We start from the raw sequence: 15,394 nt of genomic DNA on the forward strand, positions 1-15,394 counted from the left end.
TGAGCCTGTCGAAGCCCCTTTCGACAGGCTCAGGGCGATCGGACGTGGTGGTCAGTGATGATGACCGTGATCACCATGCGCGTGGCCATGCGAGATTTCCTCGGCTGAGGCGGCCTTCACATCCATCACCTTCAGCGAGAAGGTGAGCTCTTCACCCGCCAAGGGGTGGTTGCCGTCCAGGTAAACGGTGTCGCCTTTGATCTTGGTCACCGTGAACACCTGGCGCTCGCCCTGCTCGTTGCTGCCTTCAAGCTGGCCACCCACCTTCACGCCCGGCGGGAAGTTCTTCTTGGAGATGGTGGTCACCAGGCTTTCGTCGCGGTCGCCGAAGGCCAGCGAAGGGAGCAGCTTCACGGTGGTGGCAAACCCCTTTTCCTGGCCTTCGAGCGCCATTTCCACGCCGGGCAGCGTGTTGCCATAGCCGCCGTGCAGGTAGGCGCGTGGGGTCTTGCCGTCTTCGAGCACCTTGCCTCTGGCATCGGTGGCGCGGAAGGTGAGGGTGACGATGGTGTCCTTGGCGATCTTCATGGCGTTCTCTGGAATGAAAGTTTCAGCGCGCGGGGCGCATGGCAGATTTGGGACGGAAGGCTTTGCAGACTTCGTCGTTCGTTTCGAGGTAGGGCCCGCCGATGAGGTCGATGCAATAGGGTACGGCGGCAAAGATGCCGTTGACCTTCTGCGTGCCATCGGCGTTCTTCAGGCCTTCCAGCGTTTCGGCGATGGCCTTGGGCTGGCCAGGCAGGTTGATGATGAGGCTGCGCTCGCGCACCACGGCGACCTGGCGCGAGAGGATGGCGGTGGGCACGAAGGTCAGGCTGATCTGGCGCATCTGTTCGCCAAACCCGGGCATCTCCTTGTGCGCCACGGCCAGCGTGGCCTCGGGGGTCACATCGCGCAGGGCGGGGCCGGTGCCGCCGGTGGTGAGCACCAGCGCACAGCCAGCGTTCACCAGCTCGATCAGCGTGGCGCTGATGCGCTCGGCTTCGTCGGGAATCAGGCGCGGCTCAAAGGCGACGGGATTCTTCAGCGCCCGCGTGAGCCAGTCTTGCAGCGCGGGCAGGCCCTTGTCTTCATACACGCCACTGCTGGCGCGATCGCTGATGGAGACGATGCCGATGCGCACCGGATCGGAGCCGCTGGATGCTGTGTCGGTCATGGATGTTCTTCGTTCTCGGTGGAGCCGGCCGGATGGCCGGCGTCCTGGTTCAGTGCCGCCTTGACGGTCTGGAAGATCTCGCGGTAAGCCTTGCCGTGACGCACGGCTTCGCCGGGACGCTCCTGCGCCTGCGTGGCCTGTGCGTCTTTGCGCGCCTGGCGGATCAACGCTCGCAGTTGCTGCACGTCGGCGCCAGCGTCGAGCTGCAGCCATTGCGTGAGTGCCTCGTCGTCGGCGATCAGGCGATCGCGCCACTGCTCGGCCAGGTGCAGCGAGAGCGTGCCCTTGGCCGAGCCCTTGTTCTGTTCGTCGAGCGCGGCCTCCACGGCAGCCAGCGTGTCTTCGTCCACACCCCGCATGAGCTTGCCGATGTATTGCATCTGGCGGCGTCGGCCTTCGAAGTTGGTGATGCGCCTGGCCTCGGCCACGGCGTCTTGCAGCTTCTCGGACAGATCGAGCTTCTGCATGAGGTCCGTGCGCAGGGTCAGCAGGCTCTCGCCCAGTTGCTGCAGGCGGTCACTGTATTTCTTGAGGTCGGTCTTGCTCATCTCCGCCGAACCCTTGAGCTCGCGCTTGAGCTCCTGGTCCAGTTCGCTGCCGAGAGCGACGAACTGGCCACGGACGAAATAGCCTTTGGTGGGTTTGCGGGACATGTGGTTCGTGAAATGGGCATCTGCTCGAATGGCAGCGGCCAGGAGGGGCGGCAAGTATCATAGCCGTCGACATGAAAAAACCCTCCCAAGCCCTCGGTTCCGGCCCGGCAGCCGATCCTCGCAACCCCCTTCCCGGATTCCAGTACGCCCGCAGCCAGTTCGAGGAACTGATCGACCTGGCGCTTTCGCACGCGAAACAGCTCGGCGCGGCCGATGCGGCGGCCGAGGTCTCCGAAGGCGCAGGCCTGAGCGTGTCGGTGCGCAAGGGCGAACTGGAAAACGTGGAGCGCAACCGCGACAAGTCACTCGGCGTCACGGTCTACCTGGGCCACAAGCGCGGCAACGCCTCCACCTCCGACTTTTCCGCTGCGGCCATCCGCCAGACGGTGCAGGCCGCTTACGACATCGCGCGCTTCACCGCAGAAGACCCCATGGCCGGCCTGCCCGATGCCCAGGACGTGGCGGACACCTACACCGATCTCGACCTCTTTCACCCCTGGTCGCTGAACTCGGAAGACGCCGCACGCATCGCCCTGGCCTGCGAGGCCGCCGCTTTCTCCACCAGCAAAAAGATCAACAACAGCGAAGGCGCTGGCGTGTCGGCACAGCAGTCGCATTTCTTTGCGGCGCACCTGCGCGGCGGCGAACGCGGCAAGGCCGGTATCTTCAGCGGCGGTTACGCCAGCTCGCGCCACAGCCTTTCGGTGGCGCCCATCGCGGGCAAGGGCTCGAACATGCAGCGCGACTACTGGTACAGCTCCATGCGCGCACCCCAGGACCTGGCCACGCCCGAAGCGGTGGGCCGCTACGCCGCCGAACGCACGCTGGCGCGCCTGAACGGCCGCAAGATCGCCACCACCGAATGCCCGGTGCTGTTCGAATCACCCCTGGCTGCCGGCCTGCTGGGCAGTTACGTGCAGGCCACCAGCGGCGGTGCGCTCTACCGCAACACCACCTTCCTGCACGACAGCATGGGCAAGCGGGTGCTTGCCAGGCACCTCGACATCGAGGAGGACCCGCACGTGCGCAACGGCAAGGGCAGCTCGCCGTTCGACGATGAAGGCGTGCGCACCTCGAAGCGCAAAGTGGTGTCGGCCGGCCGCGTGCAGGGCTATTTCCTGTCCACCTACTCGGCACGCAAGCTGGGCCTGCGCACCACCGGCAACGCTGGCGGCTCGCACAACCTCACGCTCAAGAGCCGTCTCACGCAGCCGGGCGATGATTTGCGTGCCATGCTCAGAAAGCTGGGGCGAGGCCTTTTTGTCACCGAGCTCATGGGCCAGGGCGTCAACTACGTGACCGGCGACTACTCGCGCGGCGCCTCCGGCTACTGGGTGGAGAACGGCGAGATCGCCTACCCGGTGCACGAGATCACCATCGCTGGCAACCTGAAGGACATGCTGCTGGGCATCGAGGCAGTCGGTGCGGACGCTTACAACTACGGAGCCAAGACAACTGGCTCGATCCTTGTGAACCGCATGAAGATCGCAGGGAGCTGATTTCTTGCGCCCTGAAGCCCTGGCCTTGCTCGCTGCCGCGTGCTGGGCCGTGGCGGCGCTGTTCTCGGCACCCGCTTCGCAGCGCCTCGGAGCGTTTACCTTCAGCCGCTGGCGGATGCTCTTTGCCAGTCTCATCCTCTGGCTCATTGCACTGGTCACCGGTGGCTGGCGCACGCTGGATGCGTCGGCCTTTGGCCTGCTCGCGGCTTCCGGCTTGATCGGCATCTTTATCGGCGACACCGCGCTATTTGCCTGCATGAACCGCCTGGGGCCACGCCGCTCCGGCGTGCTGTTTGCCACCCACGCCCTGTTCTCTGCGGTGCTGGCCTGGCTATTCCTGGGTGAGAGCCTGTGGGGCTGGGCGCTGGCGGGCAGCGGTTTGCTGGTGGGTGGGGTGATGCTGGCCATCGTGTGGGGCCGCCGTGGCGACGAGCAGCATGGCTGGGAACAGACGCGCGGCCGGCTGGCTGTGGGCGTTGTCCTGGGGCTGCTGGCCGCGCTGTGCCAGTCGGTGGCCACGCTCATGCTCAAACCGCTCATGACCACCGGCATCGACGCGGTGGCTGGCTCGGCCATGCGAATGAGCATGGCGCTGGTGGCTCACGGTCTCCTGTTTGCCACTGGCTGGGCCGGTGCCCGATCGCTGGCGCCCGTGCGCATGAAGGACGCGGCCCTGATTTTCGGCAGCGCTGCCGTGGCCATGGCGCTGGGCATGACGCTGATCCTGCAGGCCATGAAGCACGGCCAGGCCGGGCTGGTGGCCGTGCTGTCCTCGGTGACGCCGATCCTGATCCTGCCAGTGCTTTGGATCGTATACCGGCGGCGTCCGGCGATGGGCGCCTGGCTCGGTGCCGGGCTCGCGGTGGCTGGCACCGCGATGATTCTTTCCTAGCCGGCCAGCGCGGCCTTCACGGCTGCCGACACCTGGCCCATGTCGGCCTTGCCGGCCAGACGCGCTTTCACCACCCCCATGACCTTGCCCATGTCGCCCGGGCCCTTGGCACCCAGTTCAACCACGATGGCTTGCACCTCCGCAGCCACTGCTTCGGCCGAAAGTCGCGCCGGCAGGTAGGCCTGCAGCACCTTCATCTCGGCGGTCTCCTTGTCCACCAGGTCCTGGCGAGCGGCCTTGGTGAAAGCTTCGATGCTGTCCTTGCGCTGCTTGACCAGCTTGTCCACGATGGCGACGACCATCGCGTCGTCCAGCTCCACGCGCTCGTCCACTTCCTTCTGCTTCATGGCAGCGGTGAGCAGGCGGATGGTGCCCAGACGCTCGCTGTCCTTGGCGCGCATGGCGGCCTTCATGTCTTCGGTGATCTGTTCTTTCAGGCTCATGGGGTGCTCCGGGTGGTGATTCGGGAGGAAGTGGGGCCAACAAAAAAGCCCGCTCGAGCGTCCTCCAGCGGGCTTTCGGGCGACCGGGTTGCCCCGGTGGCGCTGGCTCAGTACAGCTTCTTGGGCAACTGCATGGAGCGCACGCGCTTGTAGTGGCGCTTGACGGCAGCGGCCTTCTTGCGCTTGCGCTCGGCAGTGGGCTTTTCGTAGAACTCGCGGGCGCGCAGATCGGTCAGCAGGCCGAGTTTTTCGATGGTGCGCTTGAAACGGCGCAGGGCGACGTCGAAGGGCTCGTTGTCTTTTACACGGATGGTCGTCATGGGCGAAGGTTGTCCAGAATGCGCGGGAAGAGGATGGTCGGGAAGATCGGGCCCGAGCGTCGTTTCCGCAAAAATGTCCCGTCATTAACTGGTATTGGCCGACGGGGATTTGCCAGCAAAGCCTAGCATTATAGCCATTCCTGGGCACCAGGCAAGATTGTGCAGATCATCGGGGCGCCTCGCCCGCCAACGGGACGCCGCCCGTTGGCGCAGCGCGGCTGGGGCGATCAGGGCAGGGCCTGTGCGCAGGCATGGGCGCTGGACCAGGCCCACTGGAAGTTGTAGCCACCCAGCCAGCCGGTCACGTCCACCACCTCGCCAATGAAGTACAGACCCGGCTGCTTCGATTCCAGGCTCTGCGAGGACAGTTCGCGTGTATCCACGCCGCCCAGCGTGACTTCGGCCTTCTTGTAGCCCTCGGTGCCGGTGGGTGTGATCTCCCAGCGTGAGAGTCGCTCCGCCAGCCGGGCCAGCGCCTTGTCGGAGGCCTCGGCCACGGGGCGCTGCCAGTCGGCGTCCTGCTGCACCCAGGCTTCGGCCAGGCGGCTGGGCACCAGTGCGGCGAGTTCGTTGGACAGCAGCTTGCGGGAGGTGGCCTTGGCGCGCGCCAGCGCGGCGGGCAGGTCGGCTTCGGGCGCCAGGTTCAGGCGGATGGGAGCGCCCTCGCGCCAGTAGCTGGAGATCTGCAGCACAGCCGGGCCAGACAGGCCCCGGTGGGTGAACAGCAGGTCCTCGAGGAAAGCCGTTCGGCTCTTCTTGTCGCCGGTCTCGATGCGCACGGGCAGCGCCAGTCCCGCAAGCCCGCCGTAGGGTGCCCAGCCGTCGCCATCGAAAGTCATGGGCACCAGGCCTGGGCGTGTTTCCACCGACTTCAGACCAAACTGCTTTGCGATGCGGTAGCCGAAGTCGGTGGCGCCGATCTTGGGGATGGACAGGCCGCCGGTGGCCACCACCACCGCGCGGCTTTTCACCACACCCTGGTCGGTGTCGAGCTCGAAAGTGCCGTCGCCTGCGACCCGCATGGCCTTCACGCCACAGGGCTGCCAGCGCTGCACGCCGCCGGCTTCAGATTCACGCAGCAGCATCTGAATCAGGTCTTCGGCGGATCGGTCACAGAAGAGCTGGCCCTTGTGTTTCTCGTGAAAGGCGATGCCGTGGCGCTGTACGAGCGCGATGAAGTCGGCCGGTGTGTAACGCGAAAGCGCCGAACGGCAGAAGTGGGGGTTGGCGCTGATGAAGTGCTTGTGAGGCGCCTGCGGGTCAAGGTCGCGGTTGGTGAAATTCGCCCGGCCACCGCCCGAGATGCGGACCTTTTCAGCCACCTTCTCGCTGTGGTCGAGCACCAGCACGCGCAGGCCGCGCTGGCCCGCGATGCCGGCGCAGAAAAGCCCGGCGGCACCCGCACCGATCACCACGGCGTCCCACATGTCGCTCACCTGTCAGCCCTTCCAGGTGAACGGAAAGGCGAGCTGCCGCAGGAATCCCTTGGGCACGTAGTCGCCGAGTACGCCGTAACGCTCTGGCCAGACCTTGGGGCTGTTGACGGCGGTGCCGAAAAGGTGGTCCAGGAAGGCGTAGTGCGCCGCGTAGTTCCTGTCCAGCGCCTCCTGATCCTGGCTGTGGTGCCAGTGGTGGAAGTTGGGTGTGACGATGAGGTAGCGCAGTGGTCCCAGGCGCACGCTCACGTTGGCGTGATTGAACACGGCCTGGAAGCCCACCACGATGATGTAGGCGTCGATCACTTCCTTGGAGAAGCCCAGCAGGTAGATCGGGCCGAGCACCAGCGTTCGCGTGATGATGGTCTCCAGGATGTGCTGGCGCGAGCCAGCCATCCAGTCCATGTGCTTGGTGCTGTGGTGCACCGCGTGCAGGCGCCACAGCAGTGGTACCTCGTGGTAGGCGCGGTGTGTCCAGTATTGGGCGAGGTCGGCCACCAGGATGATGAGCGGCAGCGCGGCCCAGAATGGCAGCGCCGCGATCCAGCCGCGCACGCCGTCCACCGGCACCCAGCCAAAGAGGTTGTGCACCAGCAGATTGGTGGCCAGCAGCATGAAGCCGATCACCATGTGGTTGACGATGAAGTGATGGAAGTCGGTCTGCCACTCGGGGCGGAACACCGGCTGGTCCTTGCGCAGGGCGAACAGCTTCTCGACGAAGATGAAGACCAGCGCAGAACCCAGCAGGTCGAGGATGAACCAGTCCATGCCGATGTACGGTGTGTGTTCGGGGAAGTTCGGATCCACTTCGACCTGGTGCCCACCCAGCAGCGCGCTGAGCAGGACCAGCGCGAAGGCGAAGGCCGAGAGCCAGCGCGCCCGGTTGAACAGCACGTTCACCAGGCTCAGGCCGCCAGCAGCCACCAGGGCGCCGAACAGCAGCTGGCGCATCAGCGCCACGTCATATTGCTTGCGCAACTCGGGCGTGGTCAGGTACTGCGGAAAATGAAAGGCCATCACGCCCAGGAAACACAGGATGGCCAGGGTCAGCGCAATCACGCCGGTGACCAGGCCTCGGCCGGGCCGCAGGGTGCCATGGCTCTCGGTGAAATCGTTCAGTTTTTTGAGCATGCCGCTCGCTCCCCCCTGGCGCCGACGGGCGCGGGTGCCGCAGTGTAGCGGGCACAGGATGGCCGTTTCAGGCGCTTCGGATGATCGGCAGGGGTACTTGCAGGGCGGCAATGCCGCTGACCACGTCGCCCACCACGATCACCGCCGGGCTGCCCAGATCTTCGCGCTCGATGGTGGCGCGCAGTTGCCCCAGGCTGGTGACGGCGTGTCGCTGTTGGGGCAGCGTGGCGTGCTGGATCACGGCCAGCGGCGTGTCGGCGGGCAGCCCGGTGAGCAGGTCCTGCTGGATCTGCGCGGCGCTGGCCACGCCCATGTAGATCACGAGTGTGAGCTTCGCATCGCGCGCCGTGGTGGCCAGGGCCTGCCAGTCGGTGCCCTTGTCGCCGGGCTTGGCGTGGCCGGTCACGAACACCACGCCGTGCGCGTGTTCGCGGTGCGTGAGCGGCACGCCGAGCGAGCTGAGGCCTGCCAGGCCGGCGGTGATGCCGTTGACCACCTGCACCTCGATGCCGGCTTCGCGCAGGTGTTCCACCTCTTCGCCGCCACGCCCGAAGATGAACGGATCACCACCCTTGAGGCGCACCACCACTTCGCCCTCGCGCGCTGCCATGACCATGAGTTTCTCGATGAAGGCCTGCGGCGTGCTTTTGCAGCCGCCGCGTTTGCCGACGTGCACGATGCGTGCGTTCGGGCGAGCGTGGGCCAGCACGCCTTCGCTCACCAGGTCGTCGACCAGCAGCACCGTGGCCGCAGAAATGGCCTTGACGGCCTTGAGCGTGAGCAACTCAGGGTCGCCCGGTCCGGCGCCGACGAGCGAGACGGTGCCGGGAAGGAACTCAGACGGCGATGGCATGGGCTGCGGATTCATGGTGGTGTAGCTCTCGCAAGATGTGTTCCACCTGCAAGGCAATGGGCGTGGGCACGGGCTGTGTGCCGTCGAGCACGGCGCGGATGTACGCGGCCGTTTGAATGGCGTCCGTGGAGGGGAGCGAAGGCAGGTGCGCCAGGGGACCCTCGTGCGCTGTCTGCACCTCGGAGCGCCGACCGTCGCGGAACACCTCCATGCGCGGCGTGCGGCGCGCGTCGGCCACCGGCTCGCCCTCGGTGCCACGCAGCAGCAGCGCGTGGGCGCCAGTGAGCGTCCAGGTGGCGGCCATGGAGCTCGCGTACTCGGGGTGGGTGTAGCTGCCGACGATGAAGGCCTGGCCCGCGCAAGGGTTCATGAGCTTGACGAGACTGTGCGCCGGGTTGCGAAGGCCGACCGCGCGGCGCACGTCAAGCAGCCGCTTGAGGCTGACCGAGAGCACCTCGGTGGGCACGAAGGCGAGTTCGCCGGCCGGAAGCGCAGCCACCTGCCTCGCGGGCTTGATGCCGAGTTCGGCGAACACCTGGTCCACGGGCACGCGCTTGTCTTCGGTGGCGGTGCCATGCACCAGCACGGCGGCGCCCTGGCGCGCCAGCAGCAGGGCCAGCAGCGGCGTGAGCACCGGCAGCTTGCGCGCGCCGTTGTAGCTGGGCAGCACGACCGTGGCGGGGCCGATGTCAGGCAGGCGCAGCAGCCGCGCGTGGGCCGCGTCCAGGAAGCCGGCCATTTCCTGCGGCGTTTCGCCCTTGATCCGCATCGCAAGGCAGAAGCCGCCGACCTCCAGATCGCTCACCGCGCCATCCAGCACCTGGCCCAGCAGGTCGGCGGCCTGCTCGCGGGTGAGCGAGCGGGCGCCTTCCTTGCCGCGGCCGATGTCCTTGATGTAGTGGCTGATACCCATGGGTGTCGTTGTTTCGCGAATTGTCCGGGAAGTTTGATGACTTCGCGTTATATGACCGTTGCGGACGTGGGCAAGGTCTCGCGGACCATGCGTTTGAGTTCTGGCACGCAGGACCCGCAGTTGGTGCCGCATTTCAGCCCGTCCTGCAGGGCCGCCAGGCGCTCGGCCTCGCTCCCTTCGCATGTCTGGAGGCGGCCGCGGATGGCGTCTTCCGTCACGTTGAAGCACGTGCAGATCTGCCGGCCCTTGCGCTCGATGGCCACGGGCGCCTTGGCACCTGGCATGAGGAGGAGGCGGCCGTAGGCGGCGGCAGGCATCTCGTCCTGCAGTAGGGGCTTGATCCAGACCTCGGCGCGCGTGTCGCCTGCGAGCACGAAACCTTCGAGCCGGGTGGACTCGCCGCCGCGCACCAGACGCGCGGTGCGGCGCTGGCCCAGGCGCCGGTCGGCGTAGCGCAGCGCGTCGGCGGTGGCCAGGCCCAGCAGGGCTTCGATGTGCTCGACCAGGGCAGGCTCGGGCGCTTGGTGCGCGGCGGCGCGAAACAGCACGCCGGTGCGCTCCCTGCCGAAGGGCACACAGGATGCGTAGGGAAACCGCGCCATCAGGGCTCGCAGTCCCTCGCGCGCGTTCAGCGCCTGTGCCTCGGGCAACCAGGCCACCGCCAGCAGCGCCCATGGCAGTTCGGCCTTGAGCACCTTCACCGCTGCGTGCTTGAGCTCGGGTTGTTTCGACGTGGGGCAATGCGCCGAGGTGGTGAGCGCGTTCACGCCCGCGAGCACCTCGCCCGTGCTGCTGATGCCGCTCAGGAATTCCGAACCCCAGTGCATGGCCATGAAAGCCTGCGAAAGGCCTATGTCGTCCGAACCCTGCACCGGCACCAGGATGGAGCCGCGCTTGCTGGTCACGTGCACCAGGTCGCCCTCATGGAGGCCCCTGCGTTCCATGTCCTGCGGGTTCAATTGCACGGCAGGCTCTGCCACGTGGCCGAACAGCCGGCCCAGTGTGCCGGTTCGTGTCATGCCGTGCCACTGGTCGCGCAGGCGCCCGGTGGTGAGCGAGAACGGGTAGCGCGATTCGCGGGGCTCGGCCAGCGGCACGAAGGGCAGGGCCGCAAAGCGCGCCTTGCCATCGGGCGTGGGGAAGACGCCGTCTTCGTAGAGACGCTGTTTTCCCTCTGCCTCACCCGGCCGGATGGGCCATTGCTGCGGGCCTTGTTGTTCGAGCATCGCGTACGAGAGGCCGGTGATGTCGAGATCGCGTCCGCGCGTCGATTCGCGGTGTTCGAGCCAGATGGATTCGGGCGTGTCGCAAGAAAAGAGTGACGTATCCGCTCGGGCTGAGCCTGTCGAAGCCTTTTCATGGCCTTCGTTGGCAGGGGCTTCGACAGGCTCAGCCCGAACGGGAAGCCTGCGCTCGAGGCGCCTTGCAAAATCGACCGCAATGCGCCAGTCGTGCCGTGCCTGGCCGGGCGCGGGCACGGCCGGTCGCACGCGGCTGATGCGGCGTTCGCTGTTGGTCACGGTGCCGTCCTTCTCGCCCCACGTGGTGGCGGGGAGCAGCAGATCGGCGAAGTCGCAGGTGGCGGCGGTGGCGTAGGCCTCTTGCACCACGATGAACTCGGCGCGCTGCAGTGCGCGGCGCACGGTGGCCTGGTCGGGCATGGATTGCGCCGGGTTGGTGCAGGCGATCCACAGAGCCTTGATCTCGCCGTCGGCGGCGGCCTGGAACATTTCCACGGCGGTCTTGCCGGGCTTCTCTGGCACGGCGGGCACGCCCCAGAGCGCGGCCACTTCGGCGCGGTGCTGTGGGTTGGACAGGTCGCGGTGGGCGCTCAGCAGGTTGGCCAGGCCGCCGACCTCGCGCCCGCCCATGGCGTTGGGCTGACCGGTCAGGCTGAACGGACCGGCACCGGGTTTGCCGATCTGGCCGGTGGCCAGGTGCAGGTTGATCAACGTGGCATTCTTGGCTGTACCGCTGCTGCTCTGGTTCAGGCCCTGGCAATACAGGCTCAGCGTGGCGGACGATGTGGCAAACCACCGCGCGGCGGTAAACAGGTCTTCCCTGCTGAGTCCGCAGGCCTGTGCCACACGCTCGGGCGTGTATTCACGCACCAGCGCCTTGAGCGCATCGAAACCGGTGGTATGGGCAGCGATGTACGCGTGGTCGATCCAGCTCTCCCACAGCATGATGTGAAGCAGACCGTGGAACAGCATCACGTCGCTGCCGGGTTGCAGCGGTAGAAACAGGTCGGCAAAGCCGGCGGTGTCGGTGCGGCGCGGGTCGGCCACGATCACCTTCATCGCCGGGTTCTTCGCCTTGGCTTCCTCGATCCGGCGAAACAACACGGGATGGGCGAACGCCGCGTTGCTGCCGACGATGAAAAGGCATTGCGCATGGTTCACATCGTCGTAGCAGGCCGGTGGCGCGTCGGCCCCAAGCGTGAGCTTGTAGCCAGCCACCGCGCTGCTCATGCACAGGCGCGAATTGGTGTCGATGTTGTTGGTGCCGATCAGGCCCTTGGCCAACTTGTTGAAGGCGTAGTAGTCCTCGGTGAGCAGCTGGCCGCTGACATAGAAGCCAACCGCGTCGGGACCGTGGGTGGCGATGGCTGTCGAAAAACGATCGGTCGCAAGGTCCAGCGCCGCGTCCCATGTCACGGGCTGCGCAGGCGCACCGCGTCGCAGGCGCCTCATCGGTTGCAGCAGGCGCGCCTGCTGCGTGACAGCGGGCGACGCGGTGAGGTGCAGCGTCTGGCCCTTGGTGCAGAGTCGGCCAAAGTTCGCCGGATGCTGCGGGTCGCCGCGTACAGCGGTGATCTGGCTGCCCACGCTGTCGATCAGCACCCCGCAGCCCACGCCGCAGTAAGGGCAGGTTGAGCGGGTGGTGGTCGGGATCATGCGGCTTCGGTTCGTCGAGCGGGGCCCGCGAGGGGGCGGGTGAGATCGGTGGCGTGGCTGGCCAGTTCCTGGGCGTCCAGGTGCACCACACCGTCTTCGACCTTGACGGCGAACTTCGGCGTGCAGCCTTCGTCGGGCTCTCTGGCGCACCCGCTGTCCAGGCCGATCGTCCAGTTGTGCATGGGGCACGCCACGTGGGTGCCAAACACGATGCCCTGGCTCAGGGGACCACCCTTGTGCGGGCAGCGGTCGAGCAAGGCAAACACCTCGTTCTGGTCGTTGCGGAACACCGCCACATCCAGGCCGTGTTCGCGCTCGACGCAGCGCGAACCCAGCACCGGAATGTCGTCCACGCGGGCGATGGCGATCCAGCGGTTCATGCTGCGCTCCCTTCAAGAGCCACCGCCCTGATCGGGATGAACTGGCGCGTGTCCACCGCTGCTTTCTGGTGCTCGAACCAGGGGTCCGGCTCGCCGTCAAGCGCGAACTGCAGTTGTTCCCACAGCGCCTTTCGTCCCTCGTGGTCGTCCAGGATCTTCTTCTTCACGTGGTCGAGGCCGACACGGTTCACATAGTGCACCGTGCGCTCCAGGTACCAGCCTTCCAGGCGATAGAGCTGCATGAACGCACCGGTGTATTCCAGCACTTCTTCAGCGGTCTTGAGCTTGGTGAAAAACTGGGCCACCTCGGTCTTGATACCGCCGTTGCCGGCCACGTACATCTCCCAGCCCGAGTCCACGCCAATGATGCCCACGTCCTTGATGCCCGCCTCTGCGCAGTTGCGCGGGCAGCCGCTCACCGCGAACTTCACCTTGTGGGGTGCGTACATGCGCCACATCGCGCGCTCCAGGTCCTTGCCCATCTGGGTGCTGTCCTGCGTGCCCATGCGGCACCACTCGCTGCCCACGCAGGTCTTCACCGTGCGCAGCGCTTTGGCGTAGGCATGGCCGCTGGGCATGCCGATGTCCCTCCACACCGCCTGCAGGTCTTCTTTCTTCACGCCCAGCAGGTCGATGCGCTGGCCGCCCGTCACCTTCACGGTGGGGATCTGGTACTTGTCCACCGCGTCGGCGATGCGTCGCAGCTCGTCGGCGGTGGTTTCGCCGCCCCACATGCGCGGGATCACGCTGTAGGTCCCGTCCTTCTGGATGTTCGCGTGCGCGCGCTCGTTGATAAAGCGGCTCTGCGGATCGTCCTTGGCTTCTTTGGGCCAGGTGCTGATGAGGTAGTAGTTGACGGCGGGACGGCAGGTGGCACAGCCGTTGGGCGTGCGCCAGCCCAGGCCTTGAAACACCTCGCCGATGCTCAGCAGCCGGCTTTCCCGGATGGCGTCGCGCACGGCCTGGTGGCCGTGGTCGGTGCAGGCGCACATGGCCTTCAGTTTGGGCGTGGCGGAATAGTCCCCACCGGCGGTGAACATCAGGATCTGTTCCACCAGGCCGGTGCAGGAACCGCAGGACGCGCTGGCCTTGGTGTGCTTGCGCACCTCTTCCAGGGTGAACAGCCCCTTGTCCTTGATGGCTTTGCAGATGCTGCCCTTGGTCACGCCGTTGCAGCCACAGACTTCGTCGGTGTCGGCCATGGCTGCGGCCTTGCTGTGGCCCTGGTGGCCCACGTCGCCGATGTTGGACTCTCCGAACATCAGCCGGTCGCGGATGTCGGCCACGCTGCGCCCATCGCGCAGCAACTTGAAGTACCAGCTGCCATCGACGGTGTCGCCATAGAGGCAGGCACCCACGAGCTTGTCGTCCTTGATGACGAGCTTCTTGTACACGCCACCCGAGGGGTCGCTCATCACGATCTCTTCGGTGTGCTCGCCACCCATGAAGTCGCCGGCGCTGAAGAGGTCGATGCCCGTGACCTTGAGTTTGGTCGACGTGAGCGAACCGACGTATCGGCCGATGCCGAACTCGGCCAGGTGCGTGGCCAGCACCTTGCCCTGCTCGAACAAAGGTGCCACCAGGCCATAGGCAATGCCGCGGTGAGCAGCGCATTCACCCACCGCGTAGATGCGCGGGTCGGTCACGGTCTGCAAGGTGTCGCTGACGACGATGCCCTTGTTCACGTGCAGGTTCATGGATTCCGCAAGCGCCGTGTTTGGACGGATGCCCACCGCCATCACCACGAGGTCGGCCGGCAGCTCGGTGCCGTCCTTGAAGCGGATGCTCCCCACCCGCTCGGGCTGAGCCATCACCCGCTCGGGCTGAGCTTGTCGAAGCCCTTGCGCCAACGGATCGGTAAGCCCTTCGCCAGGCTCCGGGCGAACAGCAGGCAGCAGGGCCTCGGTCTGTGCACCGATGAGAAATTTCATGCCACGCTGCTCCAGCGACTGTTGCAGCAGCTTGCCCGCCACGTCGTCGAGCTGGCGCTCCATGAGCCAGGGGGCGACATGCACCACGCTCACGGTCATACCGCGTTTCATCAGACCATTGGCCGCTTCCAGTCCCAGCAGGCCGCCGCCGATGACGACCGCATGCTTGTACTGCGCAGCGGCGTCAATCATGGCCTGCGTGTCGGCGATGTCGCGGTAGGCCAGCACGCCTGCCAGGTCCTTGCCTGGAACCGGCAGCATGAAGGGGTTGGAGCCGGTGGCCAGGATGAGGCGGTCGTACGGCGCTTCGATCACGCCACCCTGGCCGTCGTCGGCGCGCACGATGCGCCTGACACGGTCCACGGTGGTCACGGTCTTGCCTGCGTGCAGGGTGATGCCGTTGTCGCTGTACCAGGCCCAGTCGTTGAGCACGATCTCATCCAATGTCTGTTCGCCCGCCAGCACCGGCGAGAGCAGGATGCGGTTGTAGTTGGGGTGCGGCTCGGCGCCGAAGACGGTGATGTCGTACAGGTCGGGCGCAATCTTGAGCAGCTCTTCGAGCGTGCGCACGCCGGCCATGCCGTTGCCGATCATGACGAGCTTCATCTTTTTCATGGTGAGCGTCCTGGTGGGGATGGGGTCCGAGGGCGGCGCCGTTCAGTGCTGGCGACCGCAGTCTTCGAGAAAGCCGATCAGCTCTTCGCGCAACTCGTAGTAGCGCGGGTGGCTCAGCAGCGCCTCGCGGGTGCGTGGGCGAGGCAGCGGCACGTCCATGATCTTGCCGATCTTCGCGCGCGGGCCGTTGGTCATCATCACCACGCGGTCGGCCAGCAGGATGGCCTCGTCCACGTCGTGCGTGACCATCATGGCCGTGACCTGGCTGCGGGCCC

At 66.3% G+C, this 15,394-nt stretch carries 14 protein-coding genes and 1 pseudogene; 2 read left to right on the forward strand and 13 right to left on the reverse strand.

Features of this window, described 5'->3' with window-relative positions; genetic code table 11:
• Positions 1-51: 51 nt before the first annotated feature.
• From AB7F11_RS17400 to yjgA, 3 genes are read right to left on the reverse strand one after another with little or no spacing between them, the layout of a single operon-like run.
• A complete protein-coding gene (locus AB7F11_RS17400; protein WP_428288952.1) occupies positions 52-528 on the reverse strand; it encodes an FKBP-type peptidyl-prolyl cis-trans isomerase in 477 nt (158 codons plus the stop codon).
• 22 nt (positions 529-550) lie between these two features.
• On the reverse strand, positions 551-1,156 hold the full coding sequence (mog, locus tag AB7F11_RS17405) for a molybdopterin adenylyltransferase (protein WP_428288953.1): 606 nt from the start codon (positions 1,154-1,156) through the stop codon (positions 551-553).
• The gene (gene yjgA / locus AB7F11_RS17410) at positions 1,153-1,809 is read right to left on the reverse strand and encodes a ribosome biogenesis factor YjgA (RefSeq protein WP_428288954.1); all 657 of its coding nucleotides are present in this window, start codon (positions 1,807-1,809) and stop codon (positions 1,153-1,155) included. Before yjgA ends, mog begins: the two co-directional genes overlap by 4 nt.
• A 71-nt stretch (positions 1,810-1,880) precedes the next feature.
• On the opposite strand from yjgA, the gene pmbA reads away from it, so the two are divergent.
• Both pmbA and AB7F11_RS17420 read left to right on the forward strand, forming a co-directional pair.
• A complete protein-coding gene (gene pmbA / locus AB7F11_RS17415; protein WP_428288955.1) occupies positions 1,881-3,308 on the forward strand; it encodes a metalloprotease PmbA in 1,428 nt (475 codons plus the stop codon).
• Between the two features lie 4 nt (positions 3,309-3,312).
• Positions 3,313-4,200, forward strand: coding sequence for a DMT family transporter (locus AB7F11_RS17420; RefSeq protein ID WP_428288956.1), 888 nt, complete (start codon positions 3,313-3,315; stop codon positions 4,198-4,200).
• Here the strand turns inward: AB7F11_RS17420 and AB7F11_RS17425 are convergent.
• The 10 genes and pseudogenes from AB7F11_RS17425 to AB7F11_RS17470 form a co-directional block, all read right to left on the reverse strand.
• A complete protein-coding gene (locus AB7F11_RS17425) occupies positions 4,197-4,643 on the reverse strand; it encodes a GatB/YqeY domain-containing protein (protein ID WP_428288957.1) in 447 nt (148 codons plus the stop codon). The two genes, AB7F11_RS17420 and AB7F11_RS17425, sit on opposite strands and share 4 nt — an antisense overlap.
• Before the next feature lie 107 nt (positions 4,644-4,750).
• Positions 4,751-4,963 carry a 30S ribosomal protein S21 gene (rpsU, locus tag AB7F11_RS17430; RefSeq protein WP_056273869.1) on the reverse strand — a complete coding sequence of 71 codons (213 nt, stop codon included), beginning with the start codon at positions 4,961-4,963 and terminating at the stop codon, positions 4,751-4,753.
• Positions 4,964-5,190: 227 nt separating this feature from the next.
• Positions 5,191-6,390, reverse strand: a complete 1,200-nt coding sequence (locus AB7F11_RS17435) for an NAD(P)/FAD-dependent oxidoreductase (protein WP_428289017.1) — start codon at positions 6,388-6,390, stop codon at positions 5,191-5,193.
• Positions 6,391-6,402: 12 nt separating this feature from the next.
• On the reverse strand, positions 6,403-7,530 hold the full coding sequence (locus AB7F11_RS17440) for a sterol desaturase family protein (RefSeq protein ID WP_428288958.1): 1,128 nt from the start codon (positions 7,528-7,530) through the stop codon (positions 6,403-6,405).
• A 67-nt stretch (positions 7,531-7,597) separates the two neighbouring features.
• Positions 7,598-8,383, reverse strand: coding sequence for a uroporphyrinogen-III C-methyltransferase (gene cobA / locus AB7F11_RS17445; RefSeq protein WP_428288959.1), 786 nt, complete (start codon positions 8,381-8,383; stop codon positions 7,598-7,600).
• Entirely contained in the window at positions 8,367-9,296 is a 930-nt protein-coding gene (ybiB, locus tag AB7F11_RS17450; RefSeq protein ID WP_428288960.1) for a DNA-binding protein YbiB, read from the reverse strand. The genes cobA and ybiB overlap by 17 nt, the downstream gene beginning before the upstream one ends.
• A 47-nt stretch (positions 9,297-9,343) precedes the next feature.
• Positions 9,344-12,193, reverse strand: a complete 2,850-nt coding sequence (locus AB7F11_RS17455) for a molybdopterin-dependent oxidoreductase (protein ID WP_428288961.1) — start codon at positions 12,191-12,193, stop codon at positions 9,344-9,346.
• Entirely contained in the window at positions 12,190-12,573 is a 384-nt protein-coding gene (gene nirD / locus AB7F11_RS17460) for a nitrite reductase small subunit NirD (protein WP_428288962.1), read from the reverse strand. Before nirD ends, AB7F11_RS17455 begins: the two co-directional genes overlap by 4 nt.
• Positions 12,570-15,119, reverse strand: coding sequence for a nitrite reductase large subunit NirB (gene nirB / locus AB7F11_RS17465; protein ID WP_428288963.1), 2,550 nt, complete (start codon positions 15,117-15,119; stop codon positions 12,570-12,572). The genes nirD and nirB overlap by 4 nt, the downstream gene beginning before the upstream one ends.
• A 42-nt stretch (positions 15,120-15,161) precedes the next feature.
• Positions 15,162-15,394: pseudogene (locus tag AB7F11_RS17470) on the reverse strand (ABC transporter ATP-binding protein); the annotation flags it as partial.

Origin of the sequence: Hydrogenophaga sp., from assembly GCF_050250835.1 — a bacterium.
Taxonomy (GTDB): domain Bacteria; phylum Pseudomonadota; class Gammaproteobacteria; order Burkholderiales; family Burkholderiaceae_C; genus Hydrogenophaga.

What these genes read in the sequence shown, in the direction of transcription:
- nirD (WP_428288962.1), bottom strand. Translation starts at nt 12,573, where the DNA reads ATGAACCGCTGGATCGCCATCGCCCGCGTGGACGACATTCCGGTGCTG.
- nirB (WP_428288963.1), bottom strand. Translation starts at nt 15,119, where the DNA reads ATGAAAAAGATGAAGCTCGTCATGATCGGCAACGGCATGGCCGGCGTG.
- AB7F11_RS17455 (WP_428288961.1), bottom strand. Translation starts at nt 12,193, where the DNA reads ATGATCCCGACCACCACCCGCTCAACCTGCCCTTACTGCGGCGTGGGC.
- AB7F11_RS17440 (WP_428288958.1), bottom strand. Translation starts at nt 7,530, where the DNA reads ATGCTCAAAAAACTGAACGATTTCACCGAGAGCCATGGCACCCTGCGG.
- ybiB (WP_428288960.1), bottom strand. Translation starts at nt 9,296, where the DNA reads ATGGGTATCAGCCACTACATCAAGGACATCGGCCGCGGCAAGGAAGGC.
- pmbA (WP_428288955.1), top strand. Translation starts at nt 1,881, where the DNA reads ATGAAAAAACCCTCCCAAGCCCTCGGTTCCGGCCCGGCAGCCGATCCT.
- mog (WP_428288953.1), bottom strand. Translation starts at nt 1,156, where the DNA reads ATGACCGACACAGCATCCAGCGGCTCCGATCCGGTGCGCATCGGCATC.
- AB7F11_RS17400 (WP_428288952.1), bottom strand. Translation starts at nt 528, where the DNA reads ATGAAGATCGCCAAGGACACCATCGTCACCCTCACCTTCCGCGCCACC.
- yjgA (WP_428288954.1), bottom strand. Translation starts at nt 1,809, where the DNA reads ATGTCCCGCAAACCCACCAAAGGCTATTTCGTCCGTGGCCAGTTCGTC.
- rpsU (WP_056273869.1), bottom strand. Translation starts at nt 4,963, where the DNA reads ATGACGACCATCCGTGTAAAAGACAACGAGCCCTTCGACGTCGCCCTG.
- AB7F11_RS17425 (WP_428288957.1), bottom strand. Translation starts at nt 4,643, where the DNA reads ATGAGCCTGAAAGAACAGATCACCGAAGACATGAAGGCCGCCATGCGC.
- AB7F11_RS17435 (WP_428289017.1), bottom strand. Translation starts at nt 6,390, where the DNA reads ATGTGGGACGCCGTGGTGATCGGTGCGGGTGCCGCCGGGCTTTTCTGC.
- cobA (WP_428288959.1), bottom strand. Translation starts at nt 8,383, where the DNA reads ATGCCATCGCCGTCTGAGTTCCTTCCCGGCACCGTCTCGCTCGTCGGC.